17 protein-coding genes, 1 other RNA gene and 1 pseudogene are annotated in these 18,840 nt (G+C 55.5%); 8 read left to right on the plus strand and 11 right to left on the minus strand.

The window, feature by feature from the left end; genetic code table 11:
- The first annotated feature begins 2 nt into the window (after positions 1-2).
- The 4 genes from acrB to ACF8PE_RS05530 all read left to right on the plus strand — a co-directional run bounded on the left by acrB (position 3) and on the right by ACF8PE_RS05530 (position 4,990).
- Entirely contained in the window at positions 3-3,143 is a 3,141-nt protein-coding gene (gene acrB, locus ACF8PE_RS05515; protein WP_059308599.1) for a multidrug efflux RND transporter permease subunit AcrB, read from the plus strand.
- 491 nt (positions 3,144-3,634) lie between these two features.
- Positions 3,635-4,027, plus strand: a complete 393-nt coding sequence (gene tomB, locus ACF8PE_RS05520) for an Hha toxicity modulator TomB (RefSeq protein ID WP_032616865.1) — start codon at positions 3,635-3,637, stop codon at positions 4,025-4,027.
- Between the two features lie 8 nt (positions 4,028-4,035).
- On the plus strand, positions 4,036-4,254 hold the full coding sequence (locus ACF8PE_RS05525; protein ID WP_032616864.1) for an HHA domain-containing protein: 219 nt from the start codon (positions 4,036-4,038) through the stop codon (positions 4,252-4,254).
- 271 nt (positions 4,255-4,525) lie between these two features.
- Positions 4,526-4,990: a YlaC family protein gene (locus ACF8PE_RS05530; protein ID WP_032616863.1), complete on the plus strand. Its 465-nt coding sequence runs from the start codon at positions 4,526-4,528 to the stop codon at positions 4,988-4,990.
- A gap of 59 nt (positions 4,991-5,049) precedes the next feature.
- On the opposite strand, the gene ykgO is transcribed toward ACF8PE_RS05530, so the two are convergent.
- Complete coding sequence (gene ykgO, locus ACF8PE_RS05535; protein WP_032616862.1) at positions 5,050-5,190, minus strand: type B 50S ribosomal protein L36; 141 nt, start codon at positions 5,188-5,190, stop codon at positions 5,050-5,052.
- A 265-nt stretch (positions 5,191-5,455) separates the two neighbouring features.
- Here ykgO and ACF8PE_RS05540 point away from each other — a divergent pair, with 265 nt between their 5' ends.
- Entirely contained in the window at positions 5,456-7,024 is a 1,569-nt protein-coding gene (locus tag ACF8PE_RS05540; protein ID WP_077226235.1) for an EAL domain-containing protein, read from the plus strand.
- Positions 7,025-7,056: 32 nt separating this feature from the next.
- Here ACF8PE_RS05540 and ACF8PE_RS05545 read toward each other — a convergent pair whose 3' ends face one another.
- The 4 genes from ACF8PE_RS05545 to ACF8PE_RS05560 all read right to left on the minus strand — a co-directional run bounded on the left by ACF8PE_RS05545 (position 7,057) and on the right by ACF8PE_RS05560 (position 12,421).
- Positions 7,057-7,410: a DUF1428 domain-containing protein gene (locus ACF8PE_RS05545; RefSeq protein ID WP_059308601.1), complete on the minus strand. Its 354-nt coding sequence runs from the start codon at positions 7,408-7,410 to the stop codon at positions 7,057-7,059.
- A gap of 59 nt (positions 7,411-7,469) precedes the next feature.
- Positions 7,470-10,556, minus strand: a complete 3,087-nt coding sequence (locus ACF8PE_RS05550; protein ID WP_392494671.1) for a beta-galactosidase — start codon at positions 10,554-10,556, stop codon at positions 7,470-7,472.
- 106 nt (positions 10,557-10,662) lie between these two features.
- The gene (locus tag ACF8PE_RS05555; RefSeq protein ID WP_392494672.1) at positions 10,663-11,736 is read right to left on the minus strand and encodes a LacI family DNA-binding transcriptional regulator; all 1,074 of its coding nucleotides are present in this window, start codon (positions 11,734-11,736) and stop codon (positions 10,663-10,665) included.
- A 76-nt stretch (positions 11,737-11,812) separates the two neighbouring features.
- A complete protein-coding gene (locus ACF8PE_RS05560) occupies positions 11,813-12,421 on the minus strand; it encodes a YitT family protein (RefSeq protein ID WP_032616857.1) in 609 nt (202 codons plus the stop codon).
- A gap of 84 nt (positions 12,422-12,505) precedes the next feature.
- Here ACF8PE_RS05560 and ACF8PE_RS05565 point away from each other — a divergent pair, with 84 nt between their 5' ends.
- Complete coding sequence (locus ACF8PE_RS05565; protein ID WP_130589229.1) at positions 12,506-13,927, plus strand: PLP-dependent aminotransferase family protein; 1,422 nt, start codon at positions 12,506-12,508, stop codon at positions 13,925-13,927.
- 127 nt (positions 13,928-14,054) lie between these two features.
- Here ACF8PE_RS05565 and ACF8PE_RS05570 read toward each other — a convergent pair whose 3' ends face one another.
- The 3 genes from ACF8PE_RS05570 to ffs form a co-directional block, all read right to left on the minus strand.
- Positions 14,055-14,273 carry a hypothetical protein gene (locus tag ACF8PE_RS05570; RefSeq protein WP_032616855.1) on the minus strand — a complete coding sequence of 73 codons (219 nt, stop codon included), beginning with the start codon at positions 14,271-14,273 and terminating at the stop codon, positions 14,055-14,057.
- Positions 14,270-14,521, minus strand: coding sequence for a hypothetical protein (locus ACF8PE_RS05575; RefSeq protein WP_032616854.1), 252 nt, complete (start codon positions 14,519-14,521; stop codon positions 14,270-14,272). The genes ACF8PE_RS05570 and ACF8PE_RS05575 overlap by 4 nt, the downstream gene beginning before the upstream one ends.
- 301 nt (positions 14,522-14,822) lie before the next feature.
- Positions 14,823-14,919: signal recognition particle sRNA small type (gene ffs, locus ACF8PE_RS05580), an RNA gene on the minus strand.
- 176 nt (positions 14,920-15,095) lie between these two features.
- On the opposite strand from ffs, the pseudogene ACF8PE_RS05585 reads away from it, so the two are divergent.
- Positions 15,096-15,410: pseudogene (locus ACF8PE_RS05585) on the plus strand (MGMT family protein); the annotation flags it as partial.
- A 33-nt stretch (positions 15,411-15,443) separates the two neighbouring features.
- Here ACF8PE_RS05585 and ACF8PE_RS05590 read toward each other — a convergent pair.
- Positions 15,444-16,013 (minus strand): YbaY family lipoprotein, encoded by a 570-nt coding sequence (locus ACF8PE_RS05590; protein ID WP_032616852.1) that lies wholly within the window; start codon positions 16,011-16,013, stop codon positions 15,444-15,446.
- A gap of 208 nt (positions 16,014-16,221) precedes the next feature.
- Between ACF8PE_RS05590 and tesB the strand changes: the two genes are divergently transcribed.
- On the plus strand, positions 16,222-17,082 hold the full coding sequence (tesB, locus tag ACF8PE_RS05595; protein ID WP_032616851.1) for an acyl-CoA thioesterase II: 861 nt from the start codon (positions 16,222-16,224) through the stop codon (positions 17,080-17,082).
- An 88-nt stretch (positions 17,083-17,170) separates the two neighbouring features.
- Here the strand turns inward: tesB and amtB are convergent, their stop codons facing one another.
- Together amtB and glnK are read right to left on the minus strand one after the other, a co-directional pair.
- Positions 17,171-18,457, minus strand: a complete 1,287-nt coding sequence (gene amtB / locus ACF8PE_RS05600; protein WP_032616850.1) for an ammonium transporter AmtB — start codon at positions 18,455-18,457, stop codon at positions 17,171-17,173.
- Between the two features lie 33 nt (positions 18,458-18,490).
- The gene (gene glnK, locus ACF8PE_RS05605) at positions 18,491-18,829 is read right to left on the minus strand and encodes a P-II family nitrogen regulator (protein WP_032616849.1); all 339 of its coding nucleotides are present in this window, start codon (positions 18,827-18,829) and stop codon (positions 18,491-18,493) included.
- Positions 18,830-18,840: the final 11 nt, after the last annotated feature.

Consider the following 18,840-nt stretch of genomic DNA (forward strand, 5'->3'; position numbering starts at 1 on the left):
ACATGCCTAATTTCTTTATCGATCGCCCCATTTTTGCATGGGTGATCGCCATAATCATCATGCTAGCCGGGGGACTTGCGATCCTGAAGCTGCCTGTCGCGCAATATCCAACTATTGCGCCGCCAGCAATTTCAATCGCCGCAACCTACCCAGGGGCTGATGCCAAAACGGTGCAGGATACCGTAACTCAGGTTATCGAACAGAACATGAACGGTATCGATAACCTGATGTACATGTCCTCCAACAGTGACTCCACCGGTACAGTGCAGATCACGCTGACCTTCGAATCCGGTACGGATGCGGACATCGCTCAGGTTCAGGTGCAGAACAAACTGCAGCTGGCGATGCCGTTACTGCCGCAAGAAGTACAACAGCAGGGTGTGAGCGTGGAGAAATCCTCCAGCAGCTTCCTGATGGTTGTCGGCGTTATCAACACCAATGGCACCATGACGCAGGAGGATATTTCCGACTACGTGGGCGCCAACATGAAGGACGCCATCAGCCGTACTTCAGGCGTGGGTGACGTGCAGCTGTTCGGTTCTCAGTACGCGATGCGTATCTGGATGGATCCGAACAAACTGAACAACTTCCAGTTGACGCCAGTTGACGTGATCACCGCGATTAAAGCGCAGAACGCCCAGGTGGCAGCCGGTCAGTTAGGCGGCACGCCGCCGGTGAAAGGCCAGCAACTGAACGCCTCAATCATCGCGCAGACCCGTCTGACCTCGGCAGATGAATTCAGTAAAATTCTGCTGAAAGTGAACCCGGACGGTTCCCAGGTTCGCCTGCGTGATGTGGCGAAGGTAGAGCTGGGCGGTGAAAACTATGACGTTATCGCCAAGTTTAACGGCCAGCCGGCATCCGGTCTGGGGATTAAGCTGGCAACTGGCGCTAACGCCCTGGATACCGCTACCGCGATCCGTGCCGAACTGAAGAAAATGGAACCTTTCTTCCCATCAGGCCTGAAAATCGTTTACCCGTATGACACCACGCCATTCGTGAAAATCTCCATTCACGAGGTAATCAAAACGCTGGTCGAAGCGATTATCCTGGTGTTCATCGTGATGTACCTGTTCCTGCAAAACTTCCGTGCGACGCTGATTCCAACCATCGCCGTGCCGGTCGTTCTGTTGGGAACGTTCGCGATCCTCTCGGCCTTTGGCTTCTCGATAAACACCCTGACGATGTTCGGGATGGTGCTGGCGATAGGCCTGCTCGTGGATGACGCCATCGTGGTGGTAGAAAACGTCGAGCGTGTCATGTCCGAAGAGGGACTGCCGCCGAAGGAAGCTACCCGTAAATCGATGGGTCAGATCCAGGGCGCGCTGGTCGGTATCGCCATGGTGTTGTCGGCGGTATTTATCCCGATGGCCTTCTTCGGGGGTTCTACCGGTGCGATTTATCGTCAGTTCTCGATCACTATCGTCTCGGCAATGGCCCTGTCGGTACTGGTTGCGTTGATCCTGACCCCTGCACTGTGCGCCACCATGCTGAAACCAGTGGCCAAAGGCGATCACGGCGAGAACAAAAAAGGCTTCTTCGGCTGGTTTAACCGGATGTTCGATAAGAGTACGCACCACTACACCGACAGCGTAGGCAATATCCTGCGCAGCACCGGTCGTTATCTGCTGCTCTATATCATCATCGTGGTGGGTATGGCGTACCTGTTCGTTCGTCTGCCAAGCTCCTTCCTGCCGGACGAAGACCAGGGCGTCTTCCTGACCATGGCCCAGCTGCCAGCGGGTGCATCTCAGGAACGTACCCAGAAAGTGCTGGATGAGGTGACGAATTACTACCTCACCAAAGAGAAAGCCAACGTTGAATCGGTGTTTGCGGTTAACGGCTTCGGCTTTGCGGGTCGTGGCCAGAACACCGGTATTGCCTTCGTTTCTCTGAAAGACTGGGCTGAACGTCCGGGCGAAGAGAACAAGGTTGAAGCCATTACTGGCCGCGCGATGGGCACCTTCTCGCAGATTAAAGATGCGATGGTCTTTGCCTTTAACCTGCCTGCGATCGTCGAGCTGGGTACGGCAACCGGCTTTGACTTCCAGCTTATCGACCAGGGCGGTCTGGGCCATGAAAAACTGACTCAGGCGCGTAACCAGTTGTTTGGTGAAGTTGCCAAGCATCCTGAGCTACTGGTAGGCGTACGTCCGAACGGTCTGGAAGATACGCCGCAGTTCAAAGTGGATATCGATCAGGAAAAAGCACAGGCGCTGGGCGTTTCTATCAGTGACATCAATACCACACTGGGCGCGGCCTGGGGCGGTAGCTACGTCAACGACTTCATCGACCGCGGTCGTGTGAAGAAAGTGTACGTGATGTCTGAAGCGCAGTACCGTATGTTGCCGAACGATATCAACAACTGGTACGTTCGCGGCAGTGACGGACAGATGGTGCCATTCGCCGCCTTCTCCACTTCACGCTGGGAATACGGCTCGCCGCGTCTGGAACGTTACAACGGTCTGCCATCAATGGAGATCCTGGGTCAGGCGGCACCGGGTAGAAGTACCGGTGAGGCCATGAACCTGATGGAAGAGCTGGCGCAAAAACTGCCAGCAGGCATCGGCTACGACTGGACGGGCATGTCCTATCAGGAACGCCTGTCCGGCAACCAGGCTCCTGCCCTGTATGCCATCTCGCTGATTGTGGTATTCCTGTGTCTGGCAGCGCTGTATGAAAGCTGGTCGATTCCGTTCTCGGTTATGCTGGTTGTGCCACTGGGGGTTATTGGTGCCCTGTTGGCGGCCACGTTCCGTGGGCTGGGTAACGACGTGTACTTCCAGGTGGGCCTGCTGACAACCATTGGCTTGTCGGCGAAGAACGCGATACTTATCGTGGAATTCGCCAAGGATCTGATGGATAAAGAGGGCAAAGGGCTTATCGAAGCCACGCTGGAAGCGGTGCGTATGCGTCTGCGTCCGATTCTGATGACCTCCCTGGCATTTATCCTCGGGGTTATGCCGCTGGTAATCAGCTCGGGTGCAGGTTCCGGTTCGCAGAACGCCGTAGGTACTGGCGTAATGGGCGGGATGGTCACCGCAACCGTACTGGCCATCTTCTTTGTTCCGGTCTTCTTTGTGGTAGTACGTCGTCGTTTCAGCCGTAAATCTGAAGACGTCGAACACAAACATTCGGTGTAAGACCACCCGGAATGTGCTGTTAACAGTTAAAAAGGCCGCTAATGCGGCCTTTTTTTTGGCAATTGAAAATCATAAAATAAGCTTATTGGCGATTTATATATTTTATGTCACCTTTAAACCACTTTTCATATTTAACCTAATCCTCTTACACAAATTCTCACTTTCTTGCGTTGCTTCTTAGTTATTAAGAGTATTCCTGGTGTTTTTTGTTTACGATGGCGCGTAATAGCGCTTTTGAAATGGTCTTAACATCGAGTCGGGAGATAAGAACCCGGGGGGCAACTGGAAAAACAATATATAACAGAGTGTCTGCCTAAACCTTTACCCTCCGGCGTAATTGTAATTTTTCGTAATAGCTCGGTGAAATCCTAATCAGAGTAGATTATAGTTAATGGTAAGACGCATACAGTAGTCGTTGACGCTAAGTCAGTTGTACCCTTCCCGACAACGATGTTCGGTGAGTAAAAAATCACTCAAAAAGGGGATGCGCTATGGACGAATACTCGCCTAAAAGGCAAGATATTGCACAGTTGAAATTCCTTTGTGAATCCCTGTACCATGACTGCCTTTCCAATCTCGATGAAAGCAACCATGGCTGGGTCAATGACCCTACTTCTGCCATTAATTTGCAGTTAAACGAGTTGATTGAGCATATAGCAACCTTCGCGCTTAATTATAAAATTAAGTATAACGAAGATAATAAGTTGATTGAGCAAATTGACGAATACCTGGATGACACTTTTATGTTATTCAGTAGCTACGGCATTAATGCACAGGATTTGCAAAAATGGCGTAAATCGGGCAATCGGCTTTTTCGTTGTTTTGTCAATGCAAGCAAGGCTAACCCGTTAGCTTCGCCAGTTAAAATTATTACAAACAATTAGGTGACTTTATGTCTGATAAACCCTTAACCAAGACAGATTATTTGATGCGTTTGCGACGCTGTCAGTCAATTGACACCCTTGAACGTGTGATTGAGAAAAATAAATACGAGCTTTCTGATAATGAGTTAGCAGTATTCTATTCTGCAGCCGATCATCGTCTGGCTGAACTCACTATGAATAAGCTGTATGATAAAATTCCGACAGCCGTGTGGAAGTTTGTACGCTGATTGGGTGATTCACACGCCGAAGAGCATCACACTGCATTAGACGTTTAAACACTGCTTTCTACCACCAGCATGAGTTCCTCACCCGTATGGGCGACCGTTATCGCCCAACGGAGACGCTGCCTCGTACTGAACAGACTGACCGCTTTATCTGACCCGCCCTTTTCTGGCAACTGTTATGTTTTTTCTTAGCCTAACTGTTACTATCCACAAACATTGTGGTCACTTAAAATATACAGATCCCCGTTTTAAGTGATTTGAGAAAGGGCAGAAGATGACCGAGATACAACGCCTGCTTACCGAAACCATTGATGACCTCAATGTTCGAGAAAAGCGTGACAACAGACCGCGCTTTAGCATCAGCTTTATTCGCAAACACCCGGGTCTGTTTATCGCCATGTACGCCGCCTGGCTGGCAACGCTGGTGGTGATGCTGCAATCGGAGACGCTGATCGGTTCCGTCTGGCTACTGGTGGTATTATTCGTCGTCTTTAACGCCTTCTTCTTTTTTGACGTTAATCCGCGCTACCGCTACGAAGATATTGATGTGCTCGATTTTCGCGTCTGCTACAACGGTGAGTGGTACAACACGCGCTATGTGCCCAACCAGCTGATCGAGAGCATCCTGCACTCCCCCCAGGTTGAGTCACAACAAAAAGAGAAACTGCAAAAAATGATCGCCACTAAAGGCGAACTCTCTTTCTACGACGTCTTTACCCTTTCCCGCGTATCTGCCTGAAGCCTGTCCCGGCCTGCCGCCTATAGCCTCGCTGTAAGCGGCAAGCCTGCTATCCTGGTCTACCGTTTCTTCTTACGTCCCTGCACGGCTTTGAACCGCGGATTGGATTTGCATATCACATACAGCCGACCTTTGCGTTTAACGATCTGGCAATCTTTATGACGTTTTTTAGCACTGCGCAATGAATTGAGGACCTGCATATTTACCCTTACCGAAGTGAATTGTTATAACATAACAATTAGCATATCCGAGTGGAGTTGCAAAAACAACCCACGACGGATAAGCGCCTCCTCAACTCTTCGCCCTTCGTTAAACTCGCCTAAAATATTTTTATTTGTGCGCCCGGTTGCTAAATGAAATCAATGGCAGGGGCGTGCTATAACACTACAATGCAGCGTGGCTTTCCGTTTTAATGTCATCGACTTGTGCGCCCCTCGCCCGGCGTAATAAAAAGGAAACAGGAGCATGACAACCCGACACCTGGTTAGTGTGGTGACCTGCGTACTCGTTATTGCAGTGCTTGTTCCTGTCTGCCTCAGCGTCTGGCTGGCGCACAGTAATGCGGAAGATAAGTTTGTTGAGGACCTGAACAGCTACGCTTCCCGCGTCCAGATCCGTACCGACCGAGTGATTACTCAGGCCAAATCTGCGTTAAACGAAATGCAGTCCTTCAAAGGGATCCCCTGTAGTCGCGAACATACGCTGATGATGCGCCGCACCGCATTCTCCTGGCGTTATATTCAGGAAATGCTCTACGTTGACGATCTCAAGCCACGCTGCTCTTCGCTGGAACAAGAGAGCCAGACTCCCTCTTTTCCACCCGCACTGCGGATCACCCCCGATGGCTATCGGGCCTGGGTGACTTCGCACAACGATTTAAATGTTAATCGCTATATGGCCGCTATTGGCACAGGGCATTATATCGTGATGATCGACCCGGGCTCGCTGATCGACGTGATCCCCTTTGGCTCCTGGCCGATAGACGTTGCCCTGGTCGGGATCCGGCGCAATATCGTTTTCGCCAGCAGCAACAGCCTGGATATGCAGGTGTTCAATGAAATGCAGCGGACTAACAGCACGCATTTTCAACATAACGGCGCGATGTATAACGTGCACAATGTGCCCGATCTGGGTTTTGCCATTGTGACGTGGGCGTCCCTGAAACCGTTAAAAGAGAGCTGGCATCACCAGCTTTATTTTTGGCTACCTTTTGGCATTTTGATCAGCTTGCTGACGGCCGGGTTTATTTTGCGCGTGTTACGCCGCCTGCAATCTCCCCGGCATCGCCTGCTGGATGCGATCAATGCCCGGGAGATTCAGGTGCATTTCCAGCCAATTGTTGCATTAAACAGCGGCAGATTAACCGGTGCAGAAGCGCTTGCCCGCTGGCCACAGCCGGACGGCAGTTACCTGTCACCTGATATTTTTGTTTCGCTGGCAGAGCAAACTGGCCTGACAAACTCGCTAACGACTCTGATCATTGAAAAGGTATTTGAAGAGATGGGCGAGTGGTTGCGCCAGCATCCTGGCCACCATATCTCGATTAACCTCGCCCCGGCCGATTTGATATCGGGTAGCGTACTCCCGCTGCTGAGCCGTCTTCTGAATCAATGGAAGCTCCACCCGTCTCAGATTGCGCTTGAGCTTACCGAGCGGGGATTTGCCGATCCTACCGTCAGCGCACCCGCCATTGCCAGCTTCCGCCGCGCTGGGCACGCTGTCTATATCGACGATTTTGGCACTGGCTATTCCAGCCTCAGCTACCTGCAGGATCTGGACGTCGATACCCTGAAAATCGATAAATCTTTCGTGGACGCGCTGGAATACAAGAATGTGACGTCACATATCATTGAGATGGCCAGGTCGCTGAATCTCGATATGGTAGCGGAAGGGATTGAAACCGAGGGCCAGCTGGCATGGCTTCGCCGCCACGGTGTGCAGTACGGCCAGGGCTGGTTTTTCAGTAAAGCGCTGCCGAAAGAGGCCTTTATTCAGTGGGCAGACAACAATCTCGATCCGGAATCACACAACTAGCGCCCGGCGGAGTGTACCGCCGGGCATTATAATTATTCATCCAGCAGCGGCGAGAAGCCGCCATAAATCATACGCTTGCCGTCGAACGGCATTGCGTCGCCAAACGCTTTCATTCTGGGATCGTTCATCATCTTCCGGTTTGCTTCATCGCGAACCTCTCTGGAAGGATATTCGATCCAGCTGAAGACCACTTCTTCGTTCTCTTCCGCCTTCACCGCCAGGCGAAAGTCCGTTAATTTGCCGTCGGGGACATCATCTGCCCAACACTCTACGATGCGAAGCGCGCCAAATTCTTTAAACAGCGGCGCGGCTTTCGCGGCCATCTCGCGATAAGCCTCCTTATTATTCGCGGGAACGGCAACCACAAAACCATCGACATACTTCATCAGATAAACCTCCGAAGTGAATGTGCGGCCACATGGTGTGACCGCATCAGCGATTAAGTTTAGTTCTGTTGCCAGCTAAAGGCGTAACGTACCTTTTTCCCCTGCAGGATAAATTCCGGCGACACGCTCGGACTCCAGGAGTCGTCGCCCCCAACGCCCATATGAAACGCATCCAGGTTCAGCCAGCAGCCAGGCTCTTCCCGTAACAGATGGTGATGGGAGGTCTCGCGCAGCTGCGTCTGGCTGTAACGGCTCACCCCAAAGTGGAAATCGCCATCCAGCTGATGCTGCCCCAGCGTCAGTTGCCGGGTATTGCAGCGCAGGCCGTTTTCGGTCGGGAAAATATAGGGCGTATGCAGCGCCGCAAGCGGCAACTCCCAGCGACCCTGCCGGGCGGCAAGTTTGCGGTCCGGGTAGTTTTCATAAGGCCCAAGCCCACACCAGTTCACGCTCTGTGGCACCTGCGCCAGCTGACAGCTCAGCCCGATACGCGCCGGCTCTGGTATGTTGCTTGCCACCTGCACCTCAATATCGCCATGCAGTACACCCTGGCTGTCGATGCGCCAGCATTTGCGGCTCAGGAATAGCACCTGGTTGTCGTGCTCCCAGGCGTGCAGGGTGGTGATCGCCACCGCCTGCGTCAGCTGCTCGCCGTCACACTGCAAAAGACGCGGCGTCAGACTGTACATCCCCGCCGCCTTCCAGCGTTCCACCCAGGCATTGGGATCGATACGGGTCGCTTCACTGACGCCGATATCGTTATCCAGCGGGGCGCGGGTGAAGTTGTCGGTCAGCGGCGCGAGCAGCGTCGTCTCCCCCTGCCGCCACCACTGGGTCAGATCACCGGTGGCGCGGTTAAACTGCCAGCGCTGCTGTTGATGGGTGACCACCAGCGCGTCATCTTCGCGCATGAGCTGTGGTGCCACCCCACCAGCTTTCGTTGGTGCGACAAGTAACGGGACCGGCAGCGGCCATTGATCCCAGGCACAGAGATGATTTTCCGCAGACCACGGCGTGGCCGCGGGCTGGAACACATCCACATTCAGCCACAGTTCGCCCTCTGCCGGTGTGCCCTGCGGCAGCACAATCTCCAGCCGTTGCGTACCTTGCGCCGGGATGTTAAGCGCCACCACCTCAGAGGCCAGCACCTCGCCATTACGCAGCACTGACCAGCGCAGATGCTCGTTGTCGGTATTGCGGAAGAGATAATCGCTCTGTACCTCCACCACCAGCGGGGAATGGCTCACCAGGGTAAAGGTAAAGAATTGCTGGGCGCGCTGGGCCTCATACAGAGCCGGATGCGGCGTGCGATCGGGGAAGACTAACCCGTTCAGACAGAACTGGCGGTCGTTGGGTTTATCGCCAAAGTCGCCGCCGTAGGCCCAGAAAGGGTTGCCCTGTTCGTCATGCTTCGTCAGCGCCTGGTCCACCCAATCCCAGACGAAACCGCCCTGCAGACGAGGATGCTTGCGGAAGGCCTCCCAGTATTTAGCGAAACCGCCAAAGCTGTTGCCCATCGCGTGGGCGTATTCGCAAAGGATCAGCGGACGTGTCTCGTCCGGCATGCCGATCCACTTCTTAAGCGACCATTTCGGTACCGCCGGGAAGGGCTGATCCTGATCGACGCGGGCATACATCGGGCAAACAATGTCAGTTGCAGCGGTGTTGGCCCCGCCGCCCTCATATTGCACCGGACGGGTAGGATCCGTCGCCTTCACCCAGCGGTAAAGGGCATCGTGGTTAGCGCCGTGACCGGACTCATTGCCCAGCGACCAGATGATAATCGACGGGTGATTACGATCGCGCTGCACCATGCGGGTAACGCGCTCGCTCATGGCAGGCAGCCAGCGCGGATCGTCGGCCAGACGGCTCATCGGCACCATGCCGTGGGTTTCGATATTGGCTTCATCCACCACGTACAGCCCGTAGCGGTCGCACAGGCGATACCATAGCGGGTGGTTAGGATAGTGCGAACAGCGCACGGCGTTAAAGTTATGCTGCTTCATCAACGCAATGTCGCGGCGCATGGTGGCTTCGTCCATCACCTGCCCGTGCTCAGGGTGATGTTCGTGGCGGTTAACACCGCGGATCAGCAGCGGCTTACCGTTGAGCTTCAGCAGACCGTTGCTGATTTCGACCCGACGAAAACCGACATCGCAGGCTTCAACGTCCAGCACCTGGCCCTTCTCGTCGCGCAGCACGAGGGTTAACCGGTAAAGGGCGGGGATTTCAGCGCTCCACAGGGCCGGTTGATCCACCCTGAGGGAGACATTCACTCTCTCCTGCCAGTGACCACGCTCATCAACAATGGCCGAGCCGGGCGTACCGGTTGCGCTGGCGATACACTCCCCTGCCCGCCACAGATTCACGTCGATCTTGCGGTTCGCGTAGTCGGCTCCCCCGAGGGTCAGTCCAAGCTGGAGTTGAGCGCGATCATAATCGGCGTTCAGTTCGGTGACCACATGGTAATCGGCAATATGGGTGTCGGGTTTGTGCAGCAGGGTGACATCGCGGAAGATGCCGCTCATGCGCCACATATCCTGATCTTCAAGGTAGCTGCCGTCACACCAGCGAAGCACCATCACCGCCAGTCGATTGCTGCCCGGGCGCAAGAAAGCGGAAATATCAAATTCCGCGGGCAGACGGCTGTCCTGGGAATAGCCGACCCACTGTCCGTTGCACCACAGGTAAAAGGCCGAGTTGACGCCTTCAAATACCAGCCGCGTCATGCCGCTCTCCAGCCAGCTGGCATCCATATCGAATGTGAGCGAGTAACAACCGGTTGGATTCTCTGCCGGTACAAACGGCGGATTCACCGCAATGGGATAGGTCACGTTGGTGTAGATCGGGGTATCGAAGCCCTGCATCTGCCAGTTGGAGGGAACGGGCATGATCACCGCATCCGCACAATCTTCCTGCGTCCAGCTATCGGGAACGCGCTCTGGCGCGGCAAAGAAGCTAAATTTCCAGTCACCGTTCAGCGAGCGAACGCCAGGTGAATCACCCTCCTCCCGCGCCGCCTGCTCGTCACGCCAGCCGCTGAGCGGCACATGGGCAGGGAGGCGATTCCATTGCGTGACGCCGGGGTTTTCCCAGTCACGGCGGGCGAGAAGTGCGCTGAGAGTCAGCGGATCAGAATGGGACATAGTTACCTCTTTTGCGAAGCGCTCACAATTTTCAAACTACAATGCCCTGTCGGGGGAACAGGGTAAAGCGGGAGAGCGTCATGAAGCGATGGGGATCACAAAAGCGTTATCGGCGCGCCAGTTGTTCAGCCAGTACAGCCAGCGATTTTAGCTGCTGGGCCAGCTCTTCACTGCTCTGCGGGATCCCTTCCCGGGCGCTGGAGTGACGTTCGATCAGGGATACCGGAAGACGGGTTTGCGCAGGTGCCTGCCCGACGATGCCCTGCTGCGCCAGCAGCCACTCTACGCTGCGCAACCCCGCCTCGCGGAAGGCCTGACGAATGGTGGTCAGCGGCGGGGTAAACCATGCGCTGTCGGTGGTATCGTCAAACCCGACTACCGAGAGCTGGCCCGGAACGCTAATGCCCTTATCGGCGCAGGCGCGCATTACACCGAGCGCCATCTGGTCATTAGCCACCAGGATCGCCTGCGGAAGCATGGCACCCGCCAGCAGCTGATGGCCTTTCTCGTAACCCGAGGCGGCGCTCCAGTCGCCCTCGGCGATGGCACAGGGTTCCACCCCCGCCGTCGCCAGCGTCGACAACCAACCCGCCAGGCGCGCACGCGCCGACACAGAACTTTGCGGCCCACCGAGCAGGGCGATCCGCTGATGGCCCAGCGCCAGCAGATGCTGCGCGCCAAGGGCTGCCCCCTGTCCGGCATCAAACACCAGGCTGTGCACCCGGGCAGTGGGCGAGACATCAAGAAAGAGCACCGGCACCGGAACGGCCTGCGCCTGGAGGCTTTCTGCCTGTTCGTCCTCCAGCGGCACGTTAACCAGCAGTCCCTCTACGCGCTGCGCCAGTAGCTCCTGGACCGCCGCCAGGCACTGCTGCGGATGTTCGACCATCGAGATCAACACGCTCGCCCCGCGCTCGCCTGCACGGGTCTTGACCGCAGAAGCAATCTGCGAGGGGGCATGCAGGGCCAGATCGGTGGTGATCAGCCCCAGGGTGCGGGTGCGTTTCCCGGCCAGCTGCTGTGCCCCGCGGTTGGGGACATAGTGCAGTTCGGCCATTGCCTGCTGTACTTTCTCCCGGGTCCGGGCAGAGACATGCGCCGCATCATTAATGACACGTGAGACGGTCTGATAGGAAACGCCCGCCAGGCGGGCAACGTCGTAAAGGGTTATGGCTTTCATGCGCGTCGCGTTGCAAGGAGTGATGCACGTATTTTGTCATAACCCACCGCACAAAGCATGTGAGCGCCTCGCAAAATCAAACAACGCGCTCAGGCTGCGGGGCTAACATACGCGGCTTCTGACGAAACCACGGCAGGCAGATCTGGATCAGCGGGCCGATGCTTAAGGCATAGAGCACGGTTCCCACGCCAAACGTGCCCCCCAGCACGCATCCTGTCAGCAGGACTGACACCTCAATCGCCGTGCGCACGCTGCGAACCGACCAGCCGGTGCGGGCGTTGATCCCGGTCATCAGGCCGTCGCGCGGCCCGGCACCAAACCCGGCGCCAATGTACATGCCGGTCGCCAGCGCATTGACGATCACCGCGCTGACCAGCAACAGGCTGCGCACCATCAGGGAGTCGATAGCCGGAATGAACCTTAGCGCGACATCGGCGGCCAGACCAATGGCAATCACGTTACTGATGGTGCCGAGGCCGGGGCGCTGTCGCAGCGGGATCCACAGCAGTAGCACCAGCACGCCGGTGAGAATAATGACAGTGCCAATATCCATTGCCAGCAGTTTAGCCACCCCAAGGTGGAAGACATTCCACGGATCGGCACCCAGATCCGAACGTATAAACATCGCCGTTGACAGGCCATACAGGCTTAATCCGACGTAAAGCTGAAGTAATCGACGCAGCATAATCTTTCTCCGGTTATCTCGACTTTCATCATCACCTGAAATGGCACTATGATTAATGTCCAGTTTTGAAAAAGTGGACTGCTTATGTCATCGCGTCGATTTGGAAGCCAGTCATTAGTTCGCCTGTTAGGCCACTGGCAGCAGGACACCTCCCGTACCCCGCTTTGGCGTCAGCTTGCCGATGCACTACGCCTGCTGATCCTTGATGGCAGGCTGGCGCTGGATACGCGCCTGCCAGGCGAGCGCGAGCTGGCCTTAACCCTGGCGGTAAGCCGTACCACCGTCAGCAGCGCGCTTGCGCACCTGCGTGATGAAGGCTACCTCGAAAGCCGCCATGGCAGCGGGTCGCGGGTGATCCTGCCCGACAGCCGCACGCCCCCTACCCGCGCTAACGCCAGTGCGGCGCTGGATCTCTCTACCGCCGCACTGGGTGCCGGGCCGGAGATCCATCAGGCTTACACCCACGCCCTGACCGCCATTACGCAGCATCTGACGCAAACCGGCTACGACCAACTGGGATTGCTGGCGCTGCGCGATGCCATCGCTGCGCGCTATACGGCACGGGGTCTGCCTACCCGGCCAGAAGAGGTGATGGTGGTTAACGGGGCCGTCAGCGGGCTGGCGCTGGTGCTGCGGATGTTCACCGGCCCAGGCGATCGGGTGGTGGTGGATCACCCTACCTACCCGCTGGCTATCGCCGCCATTCAGGGTGCCTCCTGCCGTCCGGTTGGCGTATCGCTGCCACAGACAGGCTGGGATATTGATGGCTTTGCCGCCACCCTCGCCCAGACCGCGCCGCGCCTGGCGTACCTGATGCCGGACTTTCATAATCCCACCGGCCGCTGCATGGATGCGACCAGCCGTGAGGCCATTGCCGCCATTGCCGCCCATGCCCGCACCACGCTGGTGGTGGATGAAACCATGGTTGATCTCTGGTTCGATGCGCCCCCGCCCCCGCCGCTGGCCTCCTTCTGCCCAAACGGCAATGTCATTACCCTGGGCTCAGCGGGAAAAAGTTTTTGGGGAGGCCTGCGTCTGGGCTGGGTGCGTGCGCCGGCGCGCACTATCGCGGCGCTGGCGCAAACCCGCGATACGCTCGATCTGGGATCGCCGCTGCTTGAACAGCTGGCCACCCTGTGGTTGATTGAAAATGGCGACACATTTTTACCCGCCAGGCGGGAGATGCTGCGCGAGCGGCGGGATCGCTGTGCGGCGTTGCTGCGTGAACATTTCCCGGAATGGCGTTTTCAGATGCCGGAAGGTGGGCTTTCCTATTGGGTGGAGTTGCCGGATATGCTGGCAACCCAGCTGGCCACCCGCGCCGAAGCGGCAGGGATCCATCTGGGGACCGGGACGCGCTTTGGGCTTTCCGGGTCCTTCGACCGCTATCTGCGGATGCCCTTTTCGCTGGAGACAGCGGAGCTGGAAAGTGCGCTGATGCGGATCAAGCCGCTGTGGCTGGCGCTGAATAAAGGCGGGCAAGCATTCAAACGCCCCTTTGTATAACGTTCTGCAACGGTAATATTTATTACCGTAAAAAAGTGAGCGGGCGCACAAATAATTACCCCGACGGGAGGATTTAAAAATGTCTGACTGTAGCGATTACAGTCAGATATTTTCAGCAGGAAGGAGGTCAGTGCTGAGCAGGGATAGGGAAACCTTTAAGGGAAATAACAAAACTATCGCCTTCTTTCTTTATTTTAGCCCCGGTATCGCACCAGTCAGACGCAATTCGAAAGAACTCATCACTGCCAACATCCCAGCCCAGGCGGACATGTTTGACATAGCCAGAGCGCAGAAGCGTACAGGCTTCCGAGTAGCTGCTGGCGGTTGATTGCTGATGTTGTTTCATTTTTTCTTCTTCAGAATTTTTCTTAATGCTTTGATTTCTTTAGGAGTAAAAGGTGCTACGCTCTCTTCTTCCGTATGTTGATTATCGATATCCTCTTCCGTTACTCCCGCCTCGTCTGCTACAGAAAATGCCATTTGCAGCAGTTTCTCTGTGGTAACGCTGAGATTCTCATTATTCACTTCTGCGTAGTGACGAAGCTTCTCTTTTAGCGCTTCGTCAATTTTTACATTCAGCACGGCAGTGGTCATAGTGGCTACATCCTTGACATCAATTTGTTAAATTAATACACGAAGTTATCATTATTATCCAGATATATATTGCCAGCTTATATATCATAAAAATGTCACACTTACCCTGCACAACATTTATGACAGAATAATGACAACCACATTTCAGTATGATGACAATTAACGAAATAAACAGGACAACTCAGAAATATATAATGTACTTACTGTTGCCATGGATATTGGACCGACAAGGAGCGTAAGAGATGAAAGAGTGAAGGATAAAGAGAATTGAAAGGTTTTCAGAGGCAGAAATGGGTGGAGGCCCTGCCAGCTACATCCCGGCACACACGTCGTCTGCCCTGGCTGCTTCCTTCCGGACCTGACCTGGTGAACAGAGTAGCGTTGCGGGAGAACCAACAGAGCCTCCATTGAGAGCGTTGATAACCAACGCGCTGGCGCATTATCACTGTACCCGATCGCAATTGCAAGTTAACCGCGTCCGGGTGGTGCTTTATTGCGCAAAGCGTTTACAGAGTGCACGTTTTCTTCCTGTCCTGGCGGTGAATCTTTATCATGCTCTCAACACAGGAGTAAAAAAATGGACGAACACGACACTTTTCCCCAACGGGTCTGGCAGATAGTGGCCTCGATTCCCGAAGGGAGCGTCACGACTTATGGTGAGGTAGCACGACTGGCAGGTTCTCCTCGTGCAGCACGGCAGGTGGGTGGCGTTCTCAAACGGTTGCCGGAAGGGAGCACTCTGCCCTGGCATCGGGTGGTGAACCGCCATGGGGCAATCTCTTTAACCGGCCCCGATTTGCAGCGGCAGCGTCAGGCCTTGCTCAGCGAAGGGGTGCAGGTTTCAGGCAGTGGGCAGATCGATTTGCAACAATACCGCTGGCGGTATTAAAAAGCCCCTCTCAGGCGAGAGGGGCTGGCAACATTAAAGCTGGGTAGGTGCCGGGGTAGCCGTAGACGGGCTAACCTGAGTTGGCGAGGTGGAAGGTACAGTTGTTGGCGCACCGCCGCCAGGCTGCAGCGGCAACGAGGTCTGCTGTACTGGCACCAACACCAGATCGGCTTTTGTACCGCCCTGATTGATGACCGGCTTGACGATATCGGTCATCAGTACAACCTTATCGTTAATGGTGATCGCCGCGCTCAGCAGGATACGTGCGTTTGGCTGCACATCCGCCGGGTTAAACGGCAATTCAAACTTGAACGGGGCCTGTTTACCTTCAGTACGGGTCGCCTGCTGCGCCAGCACTTTTGATGGTGAATCGGCCAGCGAAGCATCAGACAGGGTGACGGTTAATACCGCATCCGGCGGCAAAGCTACTTTCTGACGGATCCAGATGGTCCCGGATACATTAGGCTGCTGAATAGTCGGCTGAGTTGCCACACCAGCAGTGTTTGGGTTTGGCGCTGGCGTCTGTATATCTGCACTTTTATCTGCGCAGGCAGAAAGAGCAACCGCTACCGCTAAACCACTTAACACGTGCACGAGTTTCATTGAGTTCTCCTTATCATCAATGCACCAGCGGGATCGATACCGCCAGATGAGTGGTTAACATAAACATAACGAGAGTAAGTGTGGCACACATCACTTATTTATGCCTGGAATCTCCCTGTTATTCAGATTATTGCACCCATCGGACCACTTCCTTTTCTGCGTTATACTCTCTCTATCTTTCGCCACGGCGTTTTAATTGAGGACGACTATGAGTCAGGCACTAGGCAATCTGCTGACATTATTAAACCTGGAAAAAATTGAAGAAGGACTCTTTCGGGGACAAAGCGAAGATCTGGGCTTACGCCAGGTATTCGGCGGTCAGGTTGTGGGGCAAGCCCTTTATGCAGCGAAAGAGACAGTACCTGCAGAACGCTTTGTGCACTCCTTTCACAGCTACTTTTTGCGCCCGGGCGATAGCCAGAAACCGATCGTCTATGACGTGGAAGTCCTGCGTGACGGCAACAGCTTCAGCGCCCGCCGCGTGGCGGCTGTGCAGAATGGTAAGCCGATCTTCTATATGACCGCGTCATTCCAGGCACCGGAGCCAGGGTATGAGCATCAGAAAGTGATGCCCCCTGCCCCGGCACCGGATACGTTACGTTCTGAAACGGACATTGCCCGCGCGCTGGCACATCTGCTGCCGCCGCAGGTTAAAGAGAAGTTTCTTTGCGACAAGCCGCTGGAGATCCGCCCGGTTGAGTTCCATAACCCGATGAAGGGCCATACCGCCGAGCCGGCGCGTCAGGTCTGGATCCGCGCCAATGGAACGGTGCCGGAAGATTTCCGCGTTCATCAGTATCTGCTGGGTTATGCCTCTGATTTCAACTTCCTGCCAGTTGCCCTACAGCCTCATGGCGTGGGCTTCCTTGAGAAAGGGATGCAGGTTGCCACCATCGACCATTCGATGTGGTTCCACCGTCCGTTTGATATGAACGACTGGCTGCTGTACAGCGTGGAGAGTACCTCTGCGTCGAGCGCTCGCGGGTTTGTTCGCGGTGAGTTTTATACTCAGGATGGCGTGCTGGTTGCTTCTACGGTGCAGGAAGGGGTAATGCGTAACCGGGGATAACAGCTGCGGGCTGATGCCCTGCCCCTCTCCCTCAGGGATAGGGGGCAAACACAAAAACGGCAACCTCTCGGTTGCCGTTTGCTTTTACTTAAGCGTTATACGCATTCTCGCCGTGACTGTTGACGTCCAGACCCTCGCGCTCCTGCTCTTCTGGTACGCGCAGACCCACCGTCATGTCCGCCAGCTTGTAGCCGATGAAGGCCACTACGCCAGACCAGACCACCGTAATAGCGATACTTTCCAGCTGCACCAGAACCTGATGGCCCATGGTCACGCCTTCTGCGTAGCCCACGCCGCCCAGGGAGGTAGAAGCAAAGAAGCCGGTCATGATGCAGCCGATGATGCCGCACACGCCGTGCACGCCAAACACATCGCAAGGATCGTCCACACGCAGAACACGTTTCAGCGCAGTGACGCCCCACAGACCGGCCAGACCCGCGACGATACCGATGATCAGCGCGCCGCCCACACCGACAAAGCCACAGGCCGGCGTGATACCCACCAGACCGGCAATTGCACCGGAACAGGCACCCAGCAGGGAAGGCTTACCGCGTACCGCCCACTCGCCGAAGATCCACGAGAGGATAGCGCCCGCCGTTGCCACCACGGTGTTCACGAAGGCCAGCGCCGCGATTTCGTTTGCTGCACTGGCGGAACCGGCGTTAAAGCCAAACCAGCCGAAGTAGAGGATCGCGGTACCGGTAAAGACCATCGGCAGGTTGTGCGGTTTGAAGGCCTCTTTGCCAAAACCGACGCGTTTGCCGATCAGGTATGCGCCTACCAGGCCCGCTACCGCGGCGTTGATGTGCACAACGGTACCGCCCGCAAAGTCCAGCGCGCCATGGGAGGCCAGCAGACCACCGCCCCAGACCATATGCGCCACCGGCACATAGGAGAGAGTCAGCCATACCACCACGAAGATCAGCACCGCGGAGAAGCGAATACGTTCCGCCAGCGCCCCCACAATCAGGCCGACGGTGATACAGGCGAACGACCCCTGGAATGCCACGTGAATGTATTGATAGAAGCTGCCCATCACCGCGGTCAGCTCGATATTTTTCAGCATCGCCCAGTTAAAGCTGCCGAAGAAGGCGTTGCCTTCACCAAAGGCCAGCGAGTAGCCGTAGACGACCCACAGGACGCACACCAGTGCGAAGGTCACTGTTACCTGGGTAAGCATGGAGAGGACGTTTTTACCGCGGATCAGGCCGCCGTAAAACAGCGCAATCCCCGGAATGGTCATAAACAGCACCAGCGCGGTGCAAATCATCATAAAGGCGTTATCGGCTTTGTCTGCCACCGCCGGTGCAGCCATTGCCAGCCCCGGCAGCAGTGCCAGAGACCCCAGACCTGCTTTGAGTGTTGTTGTGTTCATTTTCTCGATCCCTATCACTGTGTGCCTGATTTTTTACAGTGCCGCTTCGTCGGCTTCGCCTGTACGAATGCGAATAACGCGTTGCAGCTCAGCAACGAAAATTTTGCCGTCGCCAATTTTGCCGGTATAGGCTGCTTTGCTAATCACATCGATGACTTCATCCAGCTGATCGTCGGCGATCGCCACGTCAATCTTCACTTTTGGCAGGAAGTTGACGCTGTATTCGGCGCCACGGTACAGCTCTGCATGACCTTTCTGTCGCCCAAAGCCTTTCACCTCGGTGACGGTCAGTCCCTGAATACCCATTGAAGAGAGTGCTTCACGCACGTCTTCGAGCTTGAATGGTTTGATGACCACGGTAACCAGCTTCATATATCTCTCCA

It is taken from the genome of Leclercia sp. GLN_9 (assembly GCF_043105735.1).
Lineage (GTDB): Bacteria > Pseudomonadota > Gammaproteobacteria > Enterobacterales > Enterobacteriaceae > Enterobacter > Enterobacter adecarboxylatus.

Coding starts and splice junctions, on each gene's coding strand:
- tesB (WP_032616851.1), top strand. CDS start 16,222: ATGAGTCAGGCACTAGGCAATCTGCTGACATTATTAAACCTGGAAAAA.
- ACF8PE_RS05540 (WP_077226235.1), top strand. CDS start 5,456: ATGACAACCCGACACCTGGTTAGTGTGGTGACCTGCGTACTCGTTATT.
- ACF8PE_RS05565 (WP_130589229.1), top strand. CDS start 12,506: ATGTCATCGCGTCGATTTGGAAGCCAGTCATTAGTTCGCCTGTTAGGC.
- ACF8PE_RS05560 (WP_032616857.1), bottom strand. CDS start 12,421: ATGCTGCGTCGATTACTTCAGCTTTACGTCGGATTAAGCCTGTATGGC.
- ACF8PE_RS05575 (WP_032616854.1), bottom strand. CDS start 14,521: ATGACCACTGCCGTGCTGAATGTAAAAATTGACGAAGCGCTAAAAGAG.
- acrB (WP_059308599.1), top strand. CDS start 3: ATGCCTAATTTCTTTATCGATCGCCCCATTTTTGCATGGGTGATCGCC.
- tomB (WP_032616865.1), top strand. CDS start 3,635: ATGGACGAATACTCGCCTAAAAGGCAAGATATTGCACAGTTGAAATTC.
- ykgO (WP_032616862.1), bottom strand. CDS start 5,190: ATGCAGGTCCTCAATTCATTGCGCAGTGCTAAAAAACGTCATAAAGAT.
- ACF8PE_RS05530 (WP_032616863.1), top strand. CDS start 4,526: ATGACCGAGATACAACGCCTGCTTACCGAAACCATTGATGACCTCAAT.
- ACF8PE_RS05570 (WP_032616855.1), bottom strand. CDS start 14,273: ATGAAACAACATCAGCAATCAACCGCCAGCAGCTACTCGGAAGCCTGT.
- ACF8PE_RS05550 (WP_392494671.1), bottom strand. CDS start 10,556: ATGTCCCATTCTGATCCGCTGACTCTCAGCGCACTTCTCGCCCGCCGT.
- amtB (WP_032616850.1), bottom strand. CDS start 18,457: ATGAACACAACAACACTCAAAGCAGGTCTGGGGTCTCTGGCACTGCTG.
- ACF8PE_RS05525 (WP_032616864.1), top strand. CDS start 4,036: ATGTCTGATAAACCCTTAACCAAGACAGATTATTTGATGCGTTTGCGA.
- ACF8PE_RS05545 (WP_059308601.1), bottom strand. CDS start 7,410: ATGAAGTATGTCGATGGTTTTGTGGTTGCCGTTCCCGCGAATAATAAG.
- ACF8PE_RS05555 (WP_392494672.1), bottom strand. CDS start 11,736: ATGAAAGCCATAACCCTTTACGACGTTGCCCGCCTGGCGGGCGTTTCC.
- glnK (WP_032616849.1), bottom strand. CDS start 18,829: ATGAAGCTGGTTACCGTGGTCATCAAACCATTCAAGCTCGAAGACGTG.
- ACF8PE_RS05590 (WP_032616852.1), bottom strand. CDS start 16,013: ATGAAACTCGTGCACGTGTTAAGTGGTTTAGCGGTAGCGGTTGCTCTT.